This is a genomic window from Polymorphobacter fuscus (genome assembly GCF_011927825.1).
Lineage (GTDB): Bacteria > Pseudomonadota > Alphaproteobacteria > Sphingomonadales > Sphingomonadaceae > Sandarakinorhabdus > Sandarakinorhabdus fusca.
On record NZ_JAATJI010000001.1, the window covers coordinates 1,964,414 to 1,979,697 of the forward strand.

The window sequence follows — 15,284 nt, forward strand, 5'->3', positions numbered from 1 at the left end:
GCCCAGATGCGCCGTCTCGTGCTTGCCGGAGTTCTTGCCATGGTTGCCAGCACCGCCGCCCCGGGCGCCCCGTTGCCGCCGGTGCGCCCGCTGGCACCGCCGGCGCCGCCGATCATCATTGCCCATCGCGGCGCCAGTGCCGACCGCCCCGAACACACGCTGGCCGCCTATGCCCTCGCCATCGAACAGGGCGCCGACTTCATCGAGCCGGACCTGGTGTCGACCAAGGACCATCAACTCGTCGCCCGCCACGAGAACCAGATTTCGGAAACGACCGACGTCGCCGACCACCCCGAATTCGCCAGCCGCAAGACGACGAAGACCATCGACGGCACCGCGATGACCGGCTGGTTCACCGAAGACTTCACCCTTGCCGAACTGAAGACACTGCGGGCCCGCGAACGCCTGCCGCAGCTGCGCACCGCCAACACCGCCTTTGACGGCAAGGAGAGTATCCCGACGCTCGACGAGATCATCGCGCTCGCCAAATCCGCCAGCGCGCGCACCCGCCGCACCATCGGCATCTACCCCGAAACCAAGCATCCGAGCTATTTTCGCGGGATCGAGCTGCCGCTCGAACCCGTGCTGCTGGCGGCGTTGGCCAGGGCCGGCTGGACCCAGGCCGACAGCCCGGTGTTCATCCAGTCGTTCGAAGTCGGCAACCTGAAGGCGCTGCGGCCGCTCACCAAGGTCCGGCTGGTCCAGCTCATCGACAGCGGCACCTCCGCCGACGGGCAATCCTATGACGCCATGCTGACCCCCGCCGGGTTGAAGGCGATCGCCGCCTATGCCAATGGCATCGGCCCGGCGCGCGACCGCATCATCCCGCGCGATGCCGACGGCGTGCTCGGCAAGCCGACCGCCGTCGTCGCCGACGCCCATGCCGCCGGCCTGCAGGTCCACCCCTGGACCTTCCGCCCCGAAAACTATTTCCTCGCCCGGCCGTTCCGCAGCGGCAGCGACCCCCGCGCTCGCGGCGATGCCCCCGGCGAGATCCGGCTGTGGCTGGAAGCCGGCGTCGATGGCGTCTTCAGCGATTCGCCGGCCGCGGCAATGGCCGCGATGGCGCCGGTCCGCTGAGCCCTCGCCATCGTCCGGACGCCCGGAAAAGGTTAACAAATCTTCGGAAAGTCTCGAAAGTCACAGCGATTGCGGGTGTGTGACGAACGGCGGCCCCCATCAGTCTGATCGATGCCGAGGACAGTCCTGTCCGTATCCGATGCGGCGCGTGTAGGACAGGGATCAGGCCCCGGCGTCCGGCCAATCCGCCAGGAAGTTGATATTCGCCATCGCGATCGGCCGGCCACGGTCGACCTGCCAGGCGCGGCTGCTGACGTTGATGATCCGCCGCCCCAGCCGCGTCACCTCGGCCGCAGCGATGGTGTCCACCGGCGTGCCTTCGCGCATGAAATCGGCGGTCACCGTCACCGGCCGCAGCCGCGGCAGCCGGTCGGCATCGGGCTGCGCCCCTTGCTGCGCGAGAATCACCGCCGCCAGCCCGGCGATTTCGAGCAGCCCGGCGATGGCACCGCCGTGCAACCGCCCCGGCGATCCGACCAGCCCGATGCTGAACGGCATCACCAGCCGCACTTCCTCGTCATCCTGTTCGAAACGCAGGTCGAGCAACCGCGCATAGGGTAGCATGTCGAGCCGGCCGTGCCGGTCGCTGCGCAGCGCCTGCGCGAGGGCCATGCTGGTCATGCCGCCACCACCGGCGGGCGGGTGACGATGAAGGTTCCGGCCATGTTGGCGATCGGACGGTCGGGGTCGCCATCATGGGCATAGCCGCGGACAAAGGCGATCTGCCGCGTCATCCGGTAACAGCTGCCGCGCCCGACCACGGTCGCCCCCGGCGCCGGCCCGCGCAGATAATCGATGCGCAGGTCGATGGTGGCGATCGGCAGGAATTCCCCCAGTGCCATGTGCACCGAAAAGCCGGCCGCCGAATCCATCAAGGTGAAGATCGCCCCCGATGCGATGATGCCGTAATCGGGGTCGGCAAGCTGCTGGTCGGCGAAGGGCATTTCCAGTTCCGCCCAGTCCGGCCCATGGGTGCGATAGGCGATGCCGAGCGCCGCCAGGTGCGGCACCGCCCCCAGGAAGCGCTGGACGAAGCGCTGCTGGCGTTGCTCGGGAGTCAGCACCGGACGTTCGGTCATGCGGCCTCGCGCGCCAGGTCACCGATGCGCGCTACCATCGATGCCAGGCCTTGCGTGCGGTTCGACGACAGGTGCTTCGCCAGCCCCAGCGCGTCGAGTCGCGCGCGGATCGCGGCGGCGTCGATGGCGCCCGCCGGCCGGCCATCGGCCAGCATCAGCACCAGCGCCACGAGGCCCTTGACGATGGCGGCGTCGCTGTCGGCGGCGAAGCGCAGCACATCGCCGTCATGGCGGGTGTGAAGCCAGACCTGCGACGCGCAACCGCGGACGCGGGTGGCATCGGTTTTCAGCGCCTCGGGCATCGGCGGCAGGGCGCGGCCGAGGTCGATGAGCAGGCGATAGCGGTCGTCCCAGTCATCGAGCGCTTCGAATTCGGCCTCGACATCGTCGAAAGTGGCAATCGTCATCCGCGCGGTTTGCGGCGCTGGCGGCAGCGGGTCAATGCTGCAAATCGTCTAGAAATCGACGCCGGCTGCAATCGCTTCCAGCTTGCGGATGCGTTCCTTCAGGTCGGCGAGGTCGATGCGCTGGCCGATCGCCGGCAAGTCGTTGCCGCCGGCGGTGCGGTCGCGTTCGATCTCCTGGGCGCGCAGCCGCAGCCACCCGCCCCAGCCCCAGGCGGCAAAGCCGCCGACAAGGCCGATGCCGGCAAGACTGGCGGTGCTGAGCACCAGGAGCGATTCAAGCGGTGGCATGTCCGTCCTCCTTTTCCACTGTCACTTGCTGTTCTTCAGCGCTTCGATCTCGTCCGACAGGCGCTTGCCCGGGTCGGTCGCCAGGCGTTCGAGCACCTGGATGCGTTCGTTGAGCCGGGTCACCTCGCTGCGCAGCCGCGCCTCCTCGGCTGCCGAAGCCCCGTCGCCGGTGCCTTCGCCGCGGTCGAAGGCGCGCAGCCGTTCCCGGTCGCGGCGGTTGTTCATGCGCCCGGAAACGACGCGGCCGATGGTGACGATCAGGATGATCAGCACGACCATTTCAAACGGGTTCATCGTGGCTCTCGCGGCAGAAGGTTGCGGGGTTATCGGGTCAGTTGAGGGCTTTGGTCGACAGCGCGTCGATTTCGGACGCCAGGCGCTTGCCCGGATCGGTGGCGATGCGTTCCAGCACCTGCAGCCGGTCCTTGACGCTGCCGACCTCGGCGCGCAGCTGGGCATTTTCCTGGGCGAGCAGCTTGATCCGCTCGACCATCTCGTTGTTCTTTGCCGGCAACATCGGCTTGCCCCAGCTGTTTTCCAGCGGATAGCCGTGCTTGACGCGCAACCAGGTGGTCACCACCCAGCCGATGACGCCGACCACCGCGACAGGCGCGAGGGCGCCGATGATGTTGGGATCAAGGGCCATGACGTCTCCTTTCAGTTCGGCCGGGGGCTGTCGCCGAGCGCTTCGATCTGCGCCGTCAGCCCCTCGTTGCGGTCGGTGACGATGCGGTTGAGCACCGCGACATGCGCCTCCAGCCGCTCGATCTTGGCGGCATATTGCGCCGCCTGCTCGCCGGCGGTCTGGGCTGCCAGTTCGAGCTGTTTTTCCTTCAGCTTCATCCAGCGCTTGGCGACGCCCGACAGGATCGCGACGATCGGGATCATGAACACCAGGATGGGGACCATGTAGTTCCACATTGTCGTTGCTCCTCAATCGCGCAGTTTGTCGATTTCGGCGGTCAGCCGCGCCGGGGTGTCGGTGGCGATGCGTTCGAGCACCGCCATGCGTTCCTCCAGCCGGCCGACCTTGCCGCGCAGCATCTCGTTCTCACGCTCCAGAATATCGTTCTGGCGCTTCATTTCGCCGTCGTCCTTCTTCACCGCGCCGCCCCATTCATTGCTGACCGGGTAACCGTGCTTGGCGCGGATGGCGGTGGTGATGATCCAGGCGATGAAGCTCATCGCGATGATGGCGAGGACAAAGGCAGGTCCGCCGAAACTCATGGTGAAAATCCCTGTTGCTGAGCGTTACAGCTCGTCGATCTGCGCGGTCAGTCGCGCGGGGGCGTCGGTTGCGATGCGTTCCAGGACGGCGGTGCGGCCTTCGAGGCGCTCCAGCTTCTGGCGCAACGCGGCGTTTTCGCGTTCGAGTCGGGCAAGGGCCTCGTTGTCCCCGTCCTTGCCGCCCTTGCGGCGTTCCGATTCGAGCCCGGCCTTGACGATCCGCCCGACCGTGACGATCGCCACGATGATGATGATGAAAACCATTGTCCCCGACATGGCGCGTCCCCCCGGCGGCGCTTCAGCGCAGCTTTTCGATCTCGTTGGCAAGGCGGCTGTTCGACGAGGTCACATAGGCCTCCATGTCGCGCAGCCGGCGGTCCGATTCGCGGAAGGAGGCGTGGACATCGCGAACGGTGCGCTGCGGCGCGACCCGGACATTCTTCCAGAAGCGGGCTTCCTCGGGATCGTCATTGTACAGCATCGACGGCTTGGGATCGGCGATCCAGCCGACGGCGAGATAGACGAAGGGCAGGAAGCCGACCCCGAGCACCGTCGCCGCGACCGCGGCAACCCGCACCCAGGTGGCATCCCAGCCGAAGTAATCGGCGATGCCTGAGCAGACCCCCATGAAGCGCTTGTTGCGCTTGTCGAGATAGAAACGTGTGCGGCGAACGGACATGACGCGTATCCTCGGGGTTTGAAGGGCGATCAGGCCGGCTGCTTGTCGGCGACAAGCCCGATGATGAGGTAGACCAGCGCCAGGCTGCCGAAGCCGAAGAGGGTGCCGGCGACAAAGGCGACGCGGATCCAGACGGTTTCGATGCCGGTGTAGTTGGCGATGCCGGCGCAGACGCCCATCAGCCGGGCGTTGGCCTTGTCGAGGCGGAAAGGGGTGTTGAAAGTCATGATCGGTCCTTTCAGGGTTCAGCGCAGCTCGCGGCGCGCGTCGCGTTCGAAGCGTTCCATGCGTTCCCCCGACAGGTCGGACAGCTTGCTGTCCTTCCAATGGGGGTTGTCGGCGGCGATGATGCGTTCCACCGAGTCGAGCCGGGCATCGAGCCGGCGGGCCATTTCGTGCAGGTCGTCGAGGAGGACCTCGTCCTGCGGGGAAATGCCCCGGCCCGACTTCCACTTGGTCAGATAGTGGAGGACCAGCCACGGCAGGCCGATGAACAGCATGCCGACGACGCCGATGGGGACAAGAATGTCTTCCATCGCCTCAGCCTTCCGACTTCGGCGCCAACCGCGCCTTCATGGCGGCCAGCTCGGCGTTGACATCGTCATCGACCGACAGTTCGGCAAATTCGTCCGCCAGGCTGCGGCCCGGGCCACCCAGGCCGAGCGCATCGGCGCGCCCTTCGGCGAGATCGGCGCGGCGTTCCATCACCTCGAACCGGGCAAAGGCTTCGTCGACGCGCGGGCCCTTGATCATCTCGCGCATCCGCGAGCGCTGGTCGGCGCTTTCGATGCGGTTGAGGATGGTGTTCTGCCGGGTGCGGGCTTCGCGCAGCTTGGCTTCCAGCTTGGCGATATCCGCCTCGTTGAGCGCCAGGCTGTCGTCGAGCACGCCGACTTCGGCGCGCGTCTGGTCGACAAAGGCCTTGGCCTTGCCCTTTTCGATCAGCGCTGCCTTGGCGAGATCTTCGCGGCCCTTGCTCAGCGCCAGCTCGGCCTTTTCGCCCCAGCTCAGCTGGGCGGCTTCGGCGCGGATGATGGCGCGGCGCATCTCCTTCTGGTCGGCGATGGTACGGGCGGCGCCGGCGCGAACCTCGACCAGCGTTTCCTCCATCTCCATGATGATCATGCGGATCATCTTCGCCGGATCTTCGGCGCGATCGAGAAGGTCGGTGACGTTGGCGGCGATGATATCGCGGGTCCGCGAAAAAATGCCCATGATCTTGATCTCCACAAAGTTCGAAAAGGGGGCCGGAGGGGAAGCGGGGAGGGGGAGGGGATAGCCCTGCAACCGGGCCCCTCCGGCCATCGTCACGAGTGCATCAGGCACGGGCGACGATATTCGATTCCGTGGCTGCCGTCATGCCCGCGTTTGCAGCGGGATTGCCGACCACGGCCGGGCCGGCGGCCGCGGCGATCAAGGTGGTGCCCAGCACCAGCGCGGCGACAAGGCCGGTCAGGTTGCGGGCGATTTCGGCGGGGTTGAAAAGATTGTTCATCGTCGTTCTCCTGTCTGGTGGGGCGCTGCGGCGATGGCCGCTGCCTCCATGCCAACAGCAATGCATATCCCGTGCCAAGTGGCGCGCCGTTCGCAACTTGTTGGAATCACTTGTGTCGGTTGGATTTGTTTTGGGCCGGAACGAGATAACTTGCGATTTTTTGGGAAATCGCACTAACTCCCGGCATGGCCAAACCCGCCGCCCTGATCGGCTCGTCCTCGATCTTCCTCGATGCCGTCGAACGCGCCTCGGCGGCGGCGGCGCTCAACCGCCCGGTGCTGGTCATCGGTGAACGCGGCACCGGCAAGGAGTTGATCGCCGAACGCCTCCACCGGCTGTCCCCGCGCTGGGGTGCGCCGCTGATCTCGATCAACTGCGCGGCGCTGCCCGAAAACCTCATCGACGCCGAATTGTTCGGTTACGAAGCCGGCGCCTTCACCGGCGCCCAGCGGGCGCGCGCCGGCCGATTCGAGGACGCCGATGGCGGCACGCTGTTCCTCGACGAAATCGCCACCCTGTCCCCGGCGGCGCAGGAACGCCTGCTGCGCGTCGTCGAATATGGCGAACTCACCCGCATCGGTTCCAACCGCGCCATCAGCGTCGATGTCCGGCTGGTCGGCGCCACCAACGAGGACCTGCCGCGGCTGGTCGACCGCGGCCGCTTCCGCGCCGATCTGCTCGACCGGCTGAGCTTTGAAGTCATCACCCTGCCCCCCTTGCGGGAACGCGCGGAGGACATCGAGGCGCTGGCGCTGCACTTCGCCCGCCGCATGGCCGCCGAGCTTGGCTGGGCGCGCTTTCCGGGTTTCGCGGCCAGGGCCCGGACGCTGCTCGATTCGCACCCCTGGCCCGGCAATGTCCGCGAACTGAAGAATGTCGTCGAACGCTCGCTCTACCGCTGGGCCGATGGCGAAACCCCCATCGGACGCATCATCCTCGACCCGTTCGAATCCCCCTGGCGGCCCGCGCCGCTGCCCGGCACCGCGCTTGCGGCCGCCGCCGAAGACCGGCCGAGCATCGATCCCATCGCCGAAACCGCCGCGCTGCCGTCCCCGTCGTTGACCAGCGTCAGCGACCTGCGCGCCGCCGTCCATGCCTATGAACGCGGCATCCTCATCGCCGCGCTCGAGCGCTGCCGCCACAACCAGCGCCGCACCGCAACCGCGCTCGCGCTGACCTACGACCAGCTCCGCCATGCCCTGAAACGCCACAACATGCTGGGCGCCGAACCCGGCGGCGACTGATCAGGGCTTGGGCTCGTCGCCCAGGTTCAGCCCGTGCCGCGTCATCAACGGCGCCTGTGCAAGGGCAAAGACGAAGAACGCCAGCGTGACCCCCCAGACCTTGAAACTGACCCACTGGTCCGTGGTCAGCATCCGCCGCGCCACTTCGTTGGCGACCATCATCGCCACGAAGAACAGCGCCCAGTTGCGTGTCAGCTTGGTCCAGCCGGCGGCATCGATTCCGGGCAGCGCGCCATCCATCACCAGCTTCAGCGTCGGCCGTCCCGTCGCCAGCCCGAAGAACAGCAGCGCAGCGAAAATGCCGTAGATCAGTGTCGGCTTGAGCTTGATGAAGGTTTCGTCCTGCAGCCACAGCGTCAGCCCGCCGAAGACCAGCACGATGGCAAAGGTCAGCAGCAGCATCGGCGGCACATGGCGGATCTTCCACCACGAAACCCCGACGGCGACGACCATCGCCGCCATGAACACGCCCGTCGCGATGAACAGGTCGCCGAACTTGTTGGCGACGAAGAACAGCAGCAGGGGGCCATAGTTGACCGCCAGGTTGAGGCCGGTCGAAAGCTGCGGGCGGGGTGCGGGTTCGGGAACAGGCTGGGACATCGCTGTCGCTATAAAGGCTTTCGGGCTTTTGCGGAACCGGTGCCATTCTCCGCTTGCACCCCCCATCCGCCACGCTAGCGTCCGCCGCGTGCCACCCGACCCGCTCACCGTCACCGATCTTGCCTGCCGGCGCGGCGACCGGCTGTTGTTCAGCGGTCTGTCGTTCCGCGTCGAACCCGGCGCTGCGCTGACGCTGGAAGGCCCCAATGGCAGCGGCAAATCGAGCCTGCTCCGCATCCTCGCCGGGCTGCTGGCCCCTGCCGAAGGCACCATCGATGGCGGCGGCGCCCGTGGCTATCTCGGCCATGACGCAGCGCTCAAACCGGCCATGACGCTTGGCGCCGAACTTGCCCATTGGGCCCGCCTCGATGGCGGCCTGGCCCGGCTGCCGGCAGCCATGGCTGCGGTCAATGTGGCCGGGCTTGCCGATGTCCCGTGCCGCCACCTGTCCTCCGGCCAGCGCCGCCGCGCCGGGCTGGCCCGTGTCATCGCCAGCGGCGCGGCGCTGTGGCTGCTCGACGAACCCACCGCCGGGCTCGACACCGCGTCGTCGGCGCTGCTGGCCGATGCCATGGCCGGCCACCGCGCGGCAGGCGGCATGGTCGTCGCCGCCGTCCATGGCGACATCGGCCTTGCGGCCCCCGCCACGCTGCGGCTCGGCTGATGTTCTGGCTGCTCATCCGCCGCGACCTGACGCTCATCGCGCGCTCCCCGGCGCTGTGGATGCCGGTGATGTTCTTCGTCCTCGTCGCCGCGCTGTTCCCCTTCGCCGTCGGTCCCGATGCCCGGCTGCTGGCGCGCATCGCCCCCGGCGTCGTCTGGGTGGCGGCGCTGCTGGCGGCGCTGCTGCCGGTCGAAACCCTCATCGCGCCCGATGTCGAGGATGGCACCATCGACCAGCTGGCATCGCGCGGCATCGCCATGGAGATGGTCGTGGCGGCCCGCATCCTCGCGCATTGGCTGGGCTTTGCCGTGCCGCTGATCGCCGCCCTGCCCGTCGCCGCCGTGCTGCTGGGCATGGATGGCGCCGCCGCGCGCCGGCTGGCGCTGGCACTGCTGCTCGGCACGCCGGCGCTGGCGGCGCTCGGCACTGTGGCTGCGGCGCTGACCGCGACCTTGCGCGGCGGCGGCGCGCTTGCCGGGCTCATCGTGCTGCCGCTGGCGCTGCCCATCCTGATCTTCGGCGTCGGCGCCGATGCGCCGGGCGCCCTGAAGCTGCTTGCCGCCGCCAGCCTCGTCGCCCTTGCCGTCAGCCCCTTTGCCGCCGCCGCTGCCCTGAAACAGGACTGACCAAAGGGTCAGACCAGCCCCAGCGCCACGACGAGGCGGCAATCGATCACCCGCCCGGCCTGCCGCTGTTGCCCGAGAAAATCCGCCAGCCCCGCCAGTGGCACGACATGGACGGTGATATCCTCGCCATCGACCCCGCCGCCCGGCCCGGTGCGCGTCAACCCGCGCGCCCGGAACAGGGTGAACATTTCCGACGACATACCCGGCGAGGTGGCGAAGGCGCCGACCTCCTCCCATGTCGCCGCGTCGAAGCCGGTTTCCTCCTGCAATTCGCGTGCCGCGGCCGCTGCGCCGGTATCATCGGCGTCGGTGTCGCCGATCAGGCCGGCCGGCAATTCGATGCTGCGCCGGCCATGGGCGACGCGATATTGTTCGACCAGCACGATCTCGCGGGCGTCAGTGATGGCGAGGATGACCGCGGCCCCCATCGCCCCGACGCGGGCCGCATATTCCCAGGTGTCTTGCTTGCGGACCTCGAGATATTTGCCCTGCCATTCCAGTGTCATGTCGGCTCCGCGAATGCCGTGCCGGTGCGCAGCAACTGCGTGGCGATGGCGAATTTGTGGACTTCGGTGGGGCCGTCGTAAAGCCGGAAGCCGCGCATGTCGCGAAAGATCATTTCCACCACCGTTTCGCCGGTCACGCCGATGCCGCCCAATATCTGCACGCAGCGATCGGCAACCTTGAACAATTCCTCGGAAACGAACGCCTTGACGATGCTGCTTTCGTGCCGCGCCCGCACGTCCTGGTCGAGCAGCCAGGCGGTGTGGCGGATCGCCAGCCGGCACTGGTGCATGGCGATTTCATTGTCCGCCAGCATGAAGTTGACGCCCTGGTGCTCGACCAGCGGCTTGCCGAAGGCGGTCCGGACCCGGGCGTGTTCCAGCGCGATATGCTGCGCCCGCGCCGCCGCGCCCAGCCAGCGCATGCAGTGCGTCAGCCGCGCCGGCGCCAGCCGCATCTGGGCATAGCGCAGCGCGCTGCCGACCTCCCCCAGCACCTGGGTCGGCCCCAGCCGCAAGCCTTCGAAGCGCACCACGGCATGGCCTTCGACATAGTTGCGGTCCATCGAATCCATGACACGTTCGATGTGGATTCCCGGCGTATCGCCTTCGCACAGGAACAATGTCGGCCCGGATGGGCCATGGGGATTTTCCGGCACCCGCGCCATGATGATCCAGGTCCTGGCACCATTGGCACCGGTGATCAGCCATTTCAGCCCGGAAATCTCGTAATCATTGCCGTTGAACACCGCCGTCGTCTGCAACTGGCTCGGGTCGCTGCCGGCGCCGCCGGGCTCGGTCATCGCGAATACCGAGCGGCGGTCGCCGGCCACCATCGGGCGCAGGAACTGTTCGACCTGGTCGGGCCGCGCGATGCGGCCGAGCAGATACATGTTGCCCTCGTCGGGCGCCGCGCAGTTCATCGCCACCGGACCCAGCGTGGACCAGCCCGCCGCCTCGAACACCGCCGCCTGTGTCGCATGGTCGAACCCCATGCCGCCGAGGGCGACCGGCGCCTGCGGCGTCAGCAGCCCTTCGGCGCGGGCCAGCGCCACCAGCTCGTCGCGCAAGCCATCGGTCGGGCCGTGCTGGGTCAGCCGCGGGTCCTTTTCGAACGGGATGATCTTGTCGATGACGAAGTCGCGCACCCGCCGCGCGAGCGCTACGGTGTCCGGCGCCATGGTGAAATCGGTCATATGCGTCCCTTGCTGAACTGGTCGAGCGCCTGGCGCAGGATCGCCTGCGCCAGTGCATCGAAGCCCGCATAGCGGTCGCTCGCCATCTCGCCGCGCTGCCATTTTCGATAAAGCTGCATCCACGCCACCGCCAGGCGCAGCCGCGCCAGCGCCACCGGCCAGGCCAGCGGCCCCGGGTCGATGCCGCCCATTGCCGCGTACTGCGCCGCAATCGCCGTCCGCCCCGGCGCGCCGGGCGTCAGCGAGGGCACCGCCTGCAGGGCGTGCACCGCCACCGGATCGCCCCGTTCGATCCAGTAGGACAGCAGGATCGCCAGGTCGAAACCGCGCGGCCCGCGGGTGGCCATGTCCCAGTCGATCATCGCCAGCGGCGCCATCGTCACCGGGTCGACCAGCAGATTGTCGGGCTTCAAATCCATGTGCAGCAGCACCGGCGCCGCGTCCAAAGGCGCGGGCGCATTTTCCAGCGCGCCGATCAGCGCCGCTGCGGCGCCGGGCAGGCCGTCCGGCCAGACCGTGGCCGCGCGCTGCGCCCAGCCGACCAGCTGGCGCGCATAAAAGCCTTCGGGCCTGCCCAGATTGCCCAGGCCCACCGCCTCCGGCGCCAGCGCGTGCAGCGCCACCATCTGGCCCAGAGTCGCGCCGACCAGCGCCGCGATGTCGGCGCCGCGCGGCAGGGCAGCGCCGACCGCGATGCCGGGGCGATGTTCGATGACCAGAAACGGCGTCCCCAGCACGTCCGCGTCGGGACAAAAGGCCAGCCCGCGCGGCACCAGCGGGAAATGCGGCGCCAGCGCCGACACGACGCGCCATTCCCGCGCCATGTCGCTGGCGCCGGTCGCCAGCACCCCCGGCGGCGGCCGCCGCAAAACGGCCGGGCCCGTCGTCAATTCGATCCGGTCGTTGCGATTGGCGATGCCGCCCGACAGCGGCACCAGCCCGCTGCCCGGCACCATGGCCAGCCCCTGCGCCGGCAGCCAGGCGGCAAGGGCGTCACGATCATCGTCCATCGCCACCGCCGCTAGCATGGCCGGCGGCGGCCTTCTATAAACTTCCCATGGAGGACCGCATCCTCACCACCCCCCGGCTGACCATGGCGCCGCACCGCGTTGCCGATTTCGGTGATCTTTGCGCCCTGTGGGGGGACGCCCGGGTCGTCCGGCTGCTCGGCGGCGTGCCCAGCAATGCCGAGGAAAGCTGGGCGCGGCTGCTGCGCTATGCCGGCAATTGGGCGCTGCTCGGCCATGGTTTCTGGTGCGTCCGCCGGCGCGACACCGGCGCCTATGTCGGCGACATCGGCTATCTGGAGGCGCGGCGCACCGGCGTTGACGGTTTCGACGGCGATCCCGAAATCGGCTGGGGGCTGACCGTCGCTGCCCAGGGCCAGGGGTTCGCCAGCGAAGCGGTCGCGGCGGCGCTGGCCTGGGGCAACGGCCGCTTCGCGCGCACCGTGGCGATGATCAATCCGGAAAACGCCGCGTCGCAGGCGGTGGCGCGGCGCTGCGGCTTTCGCCACTTCGCCGATGGCCGCTACAAGGACGCGCCCACGGGGCTGTGGGAATATCGGTTCGGCTGACCCTATTCGATCGTCTTGAAGAACCGCCCCTGCCGCAGCGCGCTCACCCAGGTCGTCGGGTTGAGGCTGGTCGATCCGTCGAGCGAAAAGGTCAGGAACTCCGCCCGGCCGACGAGATTTTCGATCGGCAGCATGCCCAACCCGCCGATCAGCGGGTCGAAACGGCTGTCCTCGCTGTTGTCGCGATTGTCGCCCATCAGGAAGATATGGCCTTCGGGCACGATCATCGGATCGGTGTTGTCCTGCGGCGTGTCGGCGAGATCGAGCGTCAGATAGCTGCGCCCGCCGGGCATCGTCTCGCGATAGGTCGGCAGCTTGCACACCGGTTCGCCGGCGGCGTTGGTGGTGCGGAACCGGGCGTCGATCGGCGACACGCAATCGCTGTTCGGCGACACCGGGATTTCGGTATCGGCAACGCGCACGCGCGACACCGGGGCACCGTTGAGCCACAGCTGGCCGTTCTTCATCTGCACCGTGTCGCCGGGAAGACCGATGACGCGCTTGATATAGTCGACCTTGTCGCGCGGCGCCTTGATGACCGCGACATCACCGCGTTCCGGCAGCCGCCCGAAGATGCGCCCCGGGATTTCGGGAAGGATGTTGATCGACGGCGACAGATAGGAATAGCCATAGGGGAATTTCGACACGATCAGCCGGTCGCCGATCAGCAGCGACGGCAGCATCGACCCCGACGGGATGAAGAAGGGCTTGGCAACGAGCGAATGGACCGCAAGCACGGCGAGCACCAGCAGGAACAGCTGCCAGATCTCGTGCGCCCAGTTTGTCGGCTTTTTCGCCACGGCTGTTGCTTCGCTCATTGGGAACTCGCTGTGATCAGCACGATGGCCTGCGCCCAGGGATGGTCGTCGGTTATCGTCAGATGAATGGCCGGCGTATAGCCCGCTGGCGTGATCTCCGCCAGTCTTGCCGCGGCGCCGCCGGTCAGCGCCAGCGTCGGCGCGCCCGACGGCAGGTTGACGACCCCCATGTCGCGCCAGAACACGCCGCGGCGAAAGCCGGTGCCCAGCGCCTTGGCGCACGCTTCCTTGGCGGCAAAGCGCTTGGCATAGGTGGCAGCGCGCGTCAGCTGCCGCCGGTCGGCCTTGGCGCGTTCGACATCGGTGAACAGCCGATCGAGAAACCGGTCCCCGAAGCGCGCCATGCTGGCTTCGATGCGGGTGATGTTGCACAGGTCCGACCCGAGGCCGAGGACAAGCAGGCCCGGCGGGATGTTCACGTCAGGCCCGCGCCGCGTCCATGGCGGCCCGCATCCGCGCGATCGCGGGGCCCAGCCCGGTGAAGACCGCCTCGCCGATGAGGAAATGCCCGATGTTGAGTTCCGCCAGTTGCGGCATTGCCGCGACAGGGGCGACATTGTCATAGGTCAGCCCATGGCCGGCGTGGATCTCCAGCCCCAGCGCCGCGCCATGTTCGGCCGCGATGCGCAACCGCGCCAGTTCCGCCGCCACCTCCGCGTCGGTGACGGCGTGGCTGTATGGCCCGGTGTGCAGTTCGACCACCGGCGCGCCGAGTTTGGCCGCGGCATCGAGCTGGTGACGCTCGGGCGCGACGAACAGGCTGACCCGGATACCGGCATCCCGCAGCCGCGCCACGATCGGTGCCAGCGAATTGTGCTGGCCCGCCGCATCGAGCCCGCCCTCCGTTGTCCGTTCCGCCCGGCGTTCCGGAACGATGCACGCGGCATGGGGCCGATGCGCCAGGGCGATGCCGAGCATTTCATCGGTCGCCGCCATTTCCAGGTTGAGCGGCAGGCTGATGCTGCCGACCAGCGCGTCGAGATCGGCATCGGTGATGTGCCGCCGATCCTCGCGCAGATGCGCCGTGATGCCATCGGCGCCGGCTTCGGCCGCCATCAGCGCCGCGCGCACCGGATCGGGGTGCAGCCCGCCGCGGGCGTTGCGGATGGTGGCGACATGGTCGATGTTGACGCCCAGTCTCAATCGATCGGGTCTGAGGTGGTTCACGCTGCCCGGCTCCCTGGCTTGACCGCCGGAATTGCCGCCAGTTCGGGCGGCAGCGCGTCGGCGGAATAGCTCGGCACATCGAGCCGGATCAGCGGCGTGAACGGCACGCCCAGATCGGCCGTGCCGTTCGACCGGTCGACCAGCGACGCTGCATGGATGACCGCGCCGCCGGCCGCCTGCACGGCCGCGATCGCCTCACGCGAGGACAGGCCCGTCGTCACGACATCTTCCATCAGCAGCACGGTCTGCCCCGGTTCCAGCCGGAAGCCCCGGCGCAGTTCGAACGTCCCCGTCGGCCGCTCGACGAACATCGACAGCACGCCCAACGCCCGCGCCAGTTCATGCCCGCAGATCAGCCCACCCATCGCCGGCGCGACCACCACATCGACCCGCGCCCTCACGTCCGCCGGGATCTTCGCCGCCAGTGCGGTCGCCAGCCGCGCCGCGCGCGCCGGGTCCATCAGCACCCGCGCGCATTGCAGATAGCGCGAACTCCGCAAGCCGGACGACAGGATGAAATGGCCTTCCAGCAAGGCTTCGGCAGCACGGAATTCGGCAAGGATGTCATCGTCGGTCATGGTCGGCGCTTAGCATCGCAGCGGCCGCGGGCAAAGCGAGCAAATCGGCGCGCCGAC

General features: G+C 68.1%; 27 protein-coding genes. 5 read left to right on the forward strand and 22 right to left on the reverse strand.

Annotated features, from left to right (window positions below; all coding sequences use genetic code 11):
* The first annotated feature begins 6 nt into the window (after positions 1 to 6).
* Positions 7 to 1,080 carry a glycerophosphodiester phosphodiesterase gene (locus tag GGQ62_RS09225; RefSeq protein WP_152577587.1) on the forward strand — a complete coding sequence of 358 codons (1,074 nt, stop codon included), beginning with the start codon at positions 7 to 9 and terminating at the stop codon, positions 1,078 to 1,080.
* Between the two features lie 162 nt (positions 1,081 to 1,242).
* Here the strand turns inward: GGQ62_RS09225 and GGQ62_RS09230 are convergent, their stop codons facing one another.
* The 14 genes from GGQ62_RS09230 to GGQ62_RS09295 all read right to left on the reverse strand — a co-directional run bounded on the left by GGQ62_RS09230 (position 1,243) and on the right by GGQ62_RS09295 (position 6,255).
* Entirely contained in the window at positions 1,243 to 1,701 is a 459-nt protein-coding gene (locus GGQ62_RS09230) for a PaaI family thioesterase (RefSeq protein ID WP_243446095.1), read from the reverse strand.
* Positions 1,698 to 2,159: a PaaI family thioesterase gene (locus GGQ62_RS09235; RefSeq protein WP_152577586.1), complete on the reverse strand. Its 462-nt coding sequence runs from the start codon at positions 2,157 to 2,159 to the stop codon at positions 1,698 to 1,700. The genes GGQ62_RS09230 and GGQ62_RS09235 overlap by 4 nt, the downstream gene beginning before the upstream one ends.
* On the reverse strand, positions 2,156 to 2,566 hold the full coding sequence (locus GGQ62_RS09240; protein ID WP_152577585.1) for a SufE family protein: 411 nt from the start codon (positions 2,564 to 2,566) through the stop codon (positions 2,156 to 2,158). Before GGQ62_RS09240 ends, GGQ62_RS09235 begins: the two co-directional genes overlap by 4 nt.
* A 48-nt stretch (positions 2,567 to 2,614) precedes the next feature.
* The gene (locus GGQ62_RS09245) at positions 2,615 to 2,854 is read right to left on the reverse strand and encodes a hypothetical protein (protein ID WP_152577584.1); all 240 of its coding nucleotides are present in this window, start codon (positions 2,852 to 2,854) and stop codon (positions 2,615 to 2,617) included.
* A 21-nt stretch (positions 2,855 to 2,875) separates the two neighbouring features.
* Complete coding sequence (locus GGQ62_RS09250; RefSeq protein WP_152577583.1) at positions 2,876 to 3,148, reverse strand: hypothetical protein; 273 nt, start codon at positions 3,146 to 3,148, stop codon at positions 2,876 to 2,878.
* Between the two features lie 37 nt (positions 3,149 to 3,185).
* On the reverse strand, positions 3,186 to 3,500 hold the full coding sequence (locus GGQ62_RS09255; protein WP_167649558.1) for a hypothetical protein: 315 nt from the start codon (positions 3,498 to 3,500) through the stop codon (positions 3,186 to 3,188).
* An 11-nt stretch (positions 3,501 to 3,511) separates the two neighbouring features.
* The gene (locus GGQ62_RS09260) at positions 3,512 to 3,775 is read right to left on the reverse strand and encodes a hypothetical protein (protein WP_243446094.1); all 264 of its coding nucleotides are present in this window, start codon (positions 3,773 to 3,775) and stop codon (positions 3,512 to 3,514) included.
* Between the two features lie 12 nt (positions 3,776 to 3,787).
* Positions 3,788 to 4,081, reverse strand: coding sequence for a hypothetical protein (locus GGQ62_RS09265; RefSeq protein WP_152577581.1), 294 nt, complete (start codon positions 4,079 to 4,081; stop codon positions 3,788 to 3,790).
* A gap of 24 nt (positions 4,082 to 4,105) precedes the next feature.
* Positions 4,106 to 4,357, reverse strand: coding sequence for a hypothetical protein (locus tag GGQ62_RS09270; RefSeq protein ID WP_152577580.1), 252 nt, complete (start codon positions 4,355 to 4,357; stop codon positions 4,106 to 4,108).
* 22 nt (positions 4,358 to 4,379) lie between these two features.
* A complete protein-coding gene (pspC, locus tag GGQ62_RS09275; protein WP_152577579.1) occupies positions 4,380 to 4,760 on the reverse strand; it encodes an envelope stress response membrane protein PspC in 381 nt (126 codons plus the stop codon).
* Positions 4,761 to 4,789: 29 nt separating this feature from the next.
* Positions 4,790 to 4,987, reverse strand: coding sequence for a PspC domain-containing protein (locus GGQ62_RS09280; protein WP_152577578.1), 198 nt, complete (start codon positions 4,985 to 4,987; stop codon positions 4,790 to 4,792).
* A gap of 18 nt (positions 4,988 to 5,005) precedes the next feature.
* Positions 5,006 to 5,296, reverse strand: coding sequence for an envelope stress response membrane protein PspB (gene pspB, locus GGQ62_RS09285; RefSeq protein ID WP_152577577.1), 291 nt, complete (start codon positions 5,294 to 5,296; stop codon positions 5,006 to 5,008).
* Between the two features lie 4 nt (positions 5,297 to 5,300).
* Positions 5,301 to 5,975, reverse strand: a complete 675-nt coding sequence (gene pspA, locus GGQ62_RS09290; RefSeq protein ID WP_152577576.1) for a phage shock protein PspA — start codon at positions 5,973 to 5,975, stop codon at positions 5,301 to 5,303.
* A 103-nt stretch (positions 5,976 to 6,078) separates the two neighbouring features.
* Positions 6,079 to 6,255, reverse strand: a complete 177-nt coding sequence (locus GGQ62_RS09295; RefSeq protein ID WP_153401235.1) for a hypothetical protein — start codon at positions 6,253 to 6,255, stop codon at positions 6,079 to 6,081.
* A gap of 185 nt (positions 6,256 to 6,440) precedes the next feature.
* On the opposite strand from GGQ62_RS09295, the gene pspF reads away from it, so the two are divergent.
* Positions 6,441 to 7,499, forward strand: a complete 1,059-nt coding sequence (pspF, locus tag GGQ62_RS09300; RefSeq protein ID WP_152577575.1) for a phage shock protein operon transcriptional activator — start codon at positions 6,441 to 6,443, stop codon at positions 7,497 to 7,499.
* Here pspF and ispZ read toward each other — a convergent pair whose 3' ends face one another.
* Positions 7,500 to 8,099 carry a septation protein IspZ gene (ispZ, locus tag GGQ62_RS09305; protein ID WP_152577574.1) on the reverse strand — a complete coding sequence of 200 codons (600 nt, stop codon included), beginning with the start codon at positions 8,097 to 8,099 and terminating at the stop codon, positions 7,500 to 7,502.
* Between the two features lie 88 nt (positions 8,100 to 8,187).
* On the opposite strand from ispZ, the gene ccmA reads away from it, so the two are divergent.
* The gene (gene ccmA / locus GGQ62_RS09310; RefSeq protein WP_152577573.1) at positions 8,188 to 8,763 is read left to right on the forward strand and encodes a heme ABC exporter ATP-binding protein CcmA; all 576 of its coding nucleotides are present in this window, start codon (positions 8,188 to 8,190) and stop codon (positions 8,761 to 8,763) included.
* Entirely contained in the window at positions 8,763 to 9,389 is a 627-nt protein-coding gene (gene ccmB / locus GGQ62_RS09315) for a heme exporter protein CcmB (RefSeq protein WP_152577572.1), read from the forward strand. Before ccmA ends, ccmB begins: the two co-directional genes overlap by 1 nt.
* A gap of 8 nt (positions 9,390 to 9,397) precedes the next feature.
* On the opposite strand, the gene GGQ62_RS09320 is transcribed toward ccmB, so the two are convergent.
* The 3 genes from GGQ62_RS09320 to GGQ62_RS09330 are packed head-to-tail and all read right to left on the reverse strand — an operon-like array spanning position 9,398 to position 12,098.
* A complete protein-coding gene (locus GGQ62_RS09320) occupies positions 9,398 to 9,895 on the reverse strand; it encodes an NUDIX hydrolase (RefSeq protein WP_152577571.1) in 498 nt (165 codons plus the stop codon).
* Positions 9,892 to 11,088 carry an acyl-CoA dehydrogenase family protein gene (locus GGQ62_RS09325; protein WP_152577570.1) on the reverse strand — a complete coding sequence of 399 codons (1,197 nt, stop codon included), beginning with the start codon at positions 11,086 to 11,088 and terminating at the stop codon, positions 9,892 to 9,894. Before GGQ62_RS09325 ends, GGQ62_RS09320 begins: the two co-directional genes overlap by 4 nt.
* Complete coding sequence (locus GGQ62_RS09330; RefSeq protein ID WP_207790490.1) at positions 11,085 to 12,098, reverse strand: phosphotransferase family protein; 1,014 nt, start codon at positions 12,096 to 12,098, stop codon at positions 11,085 to 11,087. Before GGQ62_RS09330 ends, GGQ62_RS09325 begins: the two co-directional genes overlap by 4 nt.
* Before the next feature lie 47 nt (positions 12,099 to 12,145).
* On the opposite strand from GGQ62_RS09330, the gene GGQ62_RS09335 reads away from it, so the two are divergent.
* Positions 12,146 to 12,664, forward strand: coding sequence for a GNAT family N-acetyltransferase (locus GGQ62_RS09335; protein ID WP_152577568.1), 519 nt, complete (start codon positions 12,146 to 12,148; stop codon positions 12,662 to 12,664).
* A gap of 2 nt (positions 12,665 to 12,666) precedes the next feature.
* On the opposite strand, the gene lepB is transcribed toward GGQ62_RS09335, so the two are convergent.
* From lepB to pyrE, 4 genes are all read right to left on the reverse strand, one after another.
* A complete protein-coding gene (gene lepB, locus GGQ62_RS09340) occupies positions 12,667 to 13,482 on the reverse strand; it encodes a signal peptidase I (RefSeq protein ID WP_152577567.1) in 816 nt (271 codons plus the stop codon).
* Positions 13,479 to 13,826: a holo-ACP synthase gene (gene acpS, locus GGQ62_RS09345; protein WP_243446136.1), complete on the reverse strand. Its 348-nt coding sequence runs from the start codon at positions 13,824 to 13,826 to the stop codon at positions 13,479 to 13,481. The genes lepB and acpS overlap by 4 nt, the downstream gene beginning before the upstream one ends.
* 76 nt (positions 13,827 to 13,902) lie before the next feature.
* Positions 13,903 to 14,649, reverse strand: a complete 747-nt coding sequence (locus tag GGQ62_RS09350; RefSeq protein WP_152577566.1) for a pyridoxine 5'-phosphate synthase — start codon at positions 14,647 to 14,649, stop codon at positions 13,903 to 13,905.
* Positions 14,646 to 15,227, reverse strand: a complete 582-nt coding sequence (gene pyrE / locus GGQ62_RS09355) for an orotate phosphoribosyltransferase (protein WP_152577565.1) — start codon at positions 15,225 to 15,227, stop codon at positions 14,646 to 14,648. Before pyrE ends, GGQ62_RS09350 begins: the two co-directional genes overlap by 4 nt.
* Positions 15,228 to 15,284: the final 57 nt, after the last annotated feature.

What these genes read in the sequence shown, in the direction of transcription:
- GGQ62_RS09245 (WP_152577584.1), bottom strand. Translation starts at nt 2,854, where the DNA reads ATGCCACCGCTTGAATCGCTCCTGGTGCTCAGCACCGCCAGTCTTGCC.
- GGQ62_RS09240 (WP_152577585.1), bottom strand. Translation starts at nt 2,566, where the DNA reads ATGACGATTGCCACTTTCGACGATGTCGAGGCCGAATTCGAAGCGCTC.
- GGQ62_RS09250 (WP_152577583.1), bottom strand. Translation starts at nt 3,148, where the DNA reads ATGAACCCGTTTGAAATGGTCGTGCTGATCATCCTGATCGTCACCATC.
- ccmB (WP_152577572.1), top strand. Translation starts at nt 8,763, where the DNA reads ATGTTCTGGCTGCTCATCCGCCGCGACCTGACGCTCATCGCGCGCTCC.
- pspB (WP_152577577.1), bottom strand. Translation starts at nt 5,296, where the DNA reads ATGGAAGACATTCTTGTCCCCATCGGCGTCGTCGGCATGCTGTTCATC.
- pyrE (WP_152577565.1), bottom strand. Translation starts at nt 15,227, where the DNA reads ATGACCGACGATGACATCCTTGCCGAATTCCGTGCTGCCGAAGCCTTG.
- lepB (WP_152577567.1), bottom strand. Translation starts at nt 13,482, where the DNA reads ATGAGCGAAGCAACAGCCGTGGCGAAAAAGCCGACAAACTGGGCGCAC.
- GGQ62_RS09320 (WP_152577571.1), bottom strand. Translation starts at nt 9,895, where the DNA reads ATGACACTGGAATGGCAGGGCAAATATCTCGAGGTCCGCAAGCAAGAC.
- GGQ62_RS09235 (WP_152577586.1), bottom strand. Translation starts at nt 2,159, where the DNA reads ATGACCGAACGTCCGGTGCTGACTCCCGAGCAACGCCAGCAGCGCTTC.
- pspA (WP_152577576.1), bottom strand. Translation starts at nt 5,975, where the DNA reads ATGGGCATTTTTTCGCGGACCCGCGATATCATCGCCGCCAACGTCACC.
- GGQ62_RS09255 (WP_167649558.1), bottom strand. Translation starts at nt 3,500, where the DNA reads ATGGCCCTTGATCCCAACATCATCGGCGCCCTCGCGCCTGTCGCGGTG.
- GGQ62_RS09270 (WP_152577580.1), bottom strand. Translation starts at nt 4,357, where the DNA reads ATGTCGGGGACAATGGTTTTCATCATCATCATCGTGGCGATCGTCACG.
- GGQ62_RS09295 (WP_153401235.1), bottom strand. Translation starts at nt 6,255, where the DNA reads ATGAACAATCTTTTCAACCCCGCCGAAATCGCCCGCAACCTGACCGGC.
- pspC (WP_152577579.1), bottom strand. Translation starts at nt 4,760, where the DNA reads ATGTCCGTTCGCCGCACACGTTTCTATCTCGACAAGCGCAACAAGCGC.
- GGQ62_RS09265 (WP_152577581.1), bottom strand. Translation starts at nt 4,081, where the DNA reads ATGAGTTTCGGCGGACCTGCCTTTGTCCTCGCCATCATCGCGATGAGC.
- GGQ62_RS09335 (WP_152577568.1), top strand. Translation starts at nt 12,146, where the DNA reads ATGGAGGACCGCATCCTCACCACCCCCCGGCTGACCATGGCGCCGCAC.
- GGQ62_RS09325 (WP_152577570.1), bottom strand. Translation starts at nt 11,088, where the DNA reads ATGACCGATTTCACCATGGCGCCGGACACCGTAGCGCTCGCGCGGCGG.
- GGQ62_RS09230 (WP_243446095.1), bottom strand. Translation starts at nt 1,701, where the DNA reads ATGACCAGCATGGCCCTCGCGCAGGCGCTGCGCAGCGACCGGCACGGC.
- pspF (WP_152577575.1), top strand. Translation starts at nt 6,441, where the DNA reads ATGGCCAAACCCGCCGCCCTGATCGGCTCGTCCTCGATCTTCCTCGAT.
- GGQ62_RS09330 (WP_207790490.1), bottom strand. Translation starts at nt 12,098, where the DNA reads ATGGACGATGATCGTGACGCCCTTGCCGCCTGGCTGCCGGCGCAGGGG.
- GGQ62_RS09260 (WP_243446094.1), bottom strand. Translation starts at nt 3,775, where the DNA reads ATGTGGAACTACATGGTCCCCATCCTGGTGTTCATGATCCCGATCGTC.
- GGQ62_RS09280 (WP_152577578.1), bottom strand. Translation starts at nt 4,987, where the DNA reads ATGACTTTCAACACCCCTTTCCGCCTCGACAAGGCCAACGCCCGGCTG.
- ispZ (WP_152577574.1), bottom strand. Translation starts at nt 8,099, where the DNA reads ATGTCCCAGCCTGTTCCCGAACCCGCACCCCGCCCGCAGCTTTCGACC.
- acpS (WP_243446136.1), bottom strand. Translation starts at nt 13,826, where the DNA reads ATGGCGCGCTTCGGGGACCGGTTTCTCGATCGGCTGTTCACCGATGTC.
- GGQ62_RS09225 (WP_152577587.1), top strand. Translation starts at nt 7, where the DNA reads ATGCGCCGTCTCGTGCTTGCCGGAGTTCTTGCCATGGTTGCCAGCACC.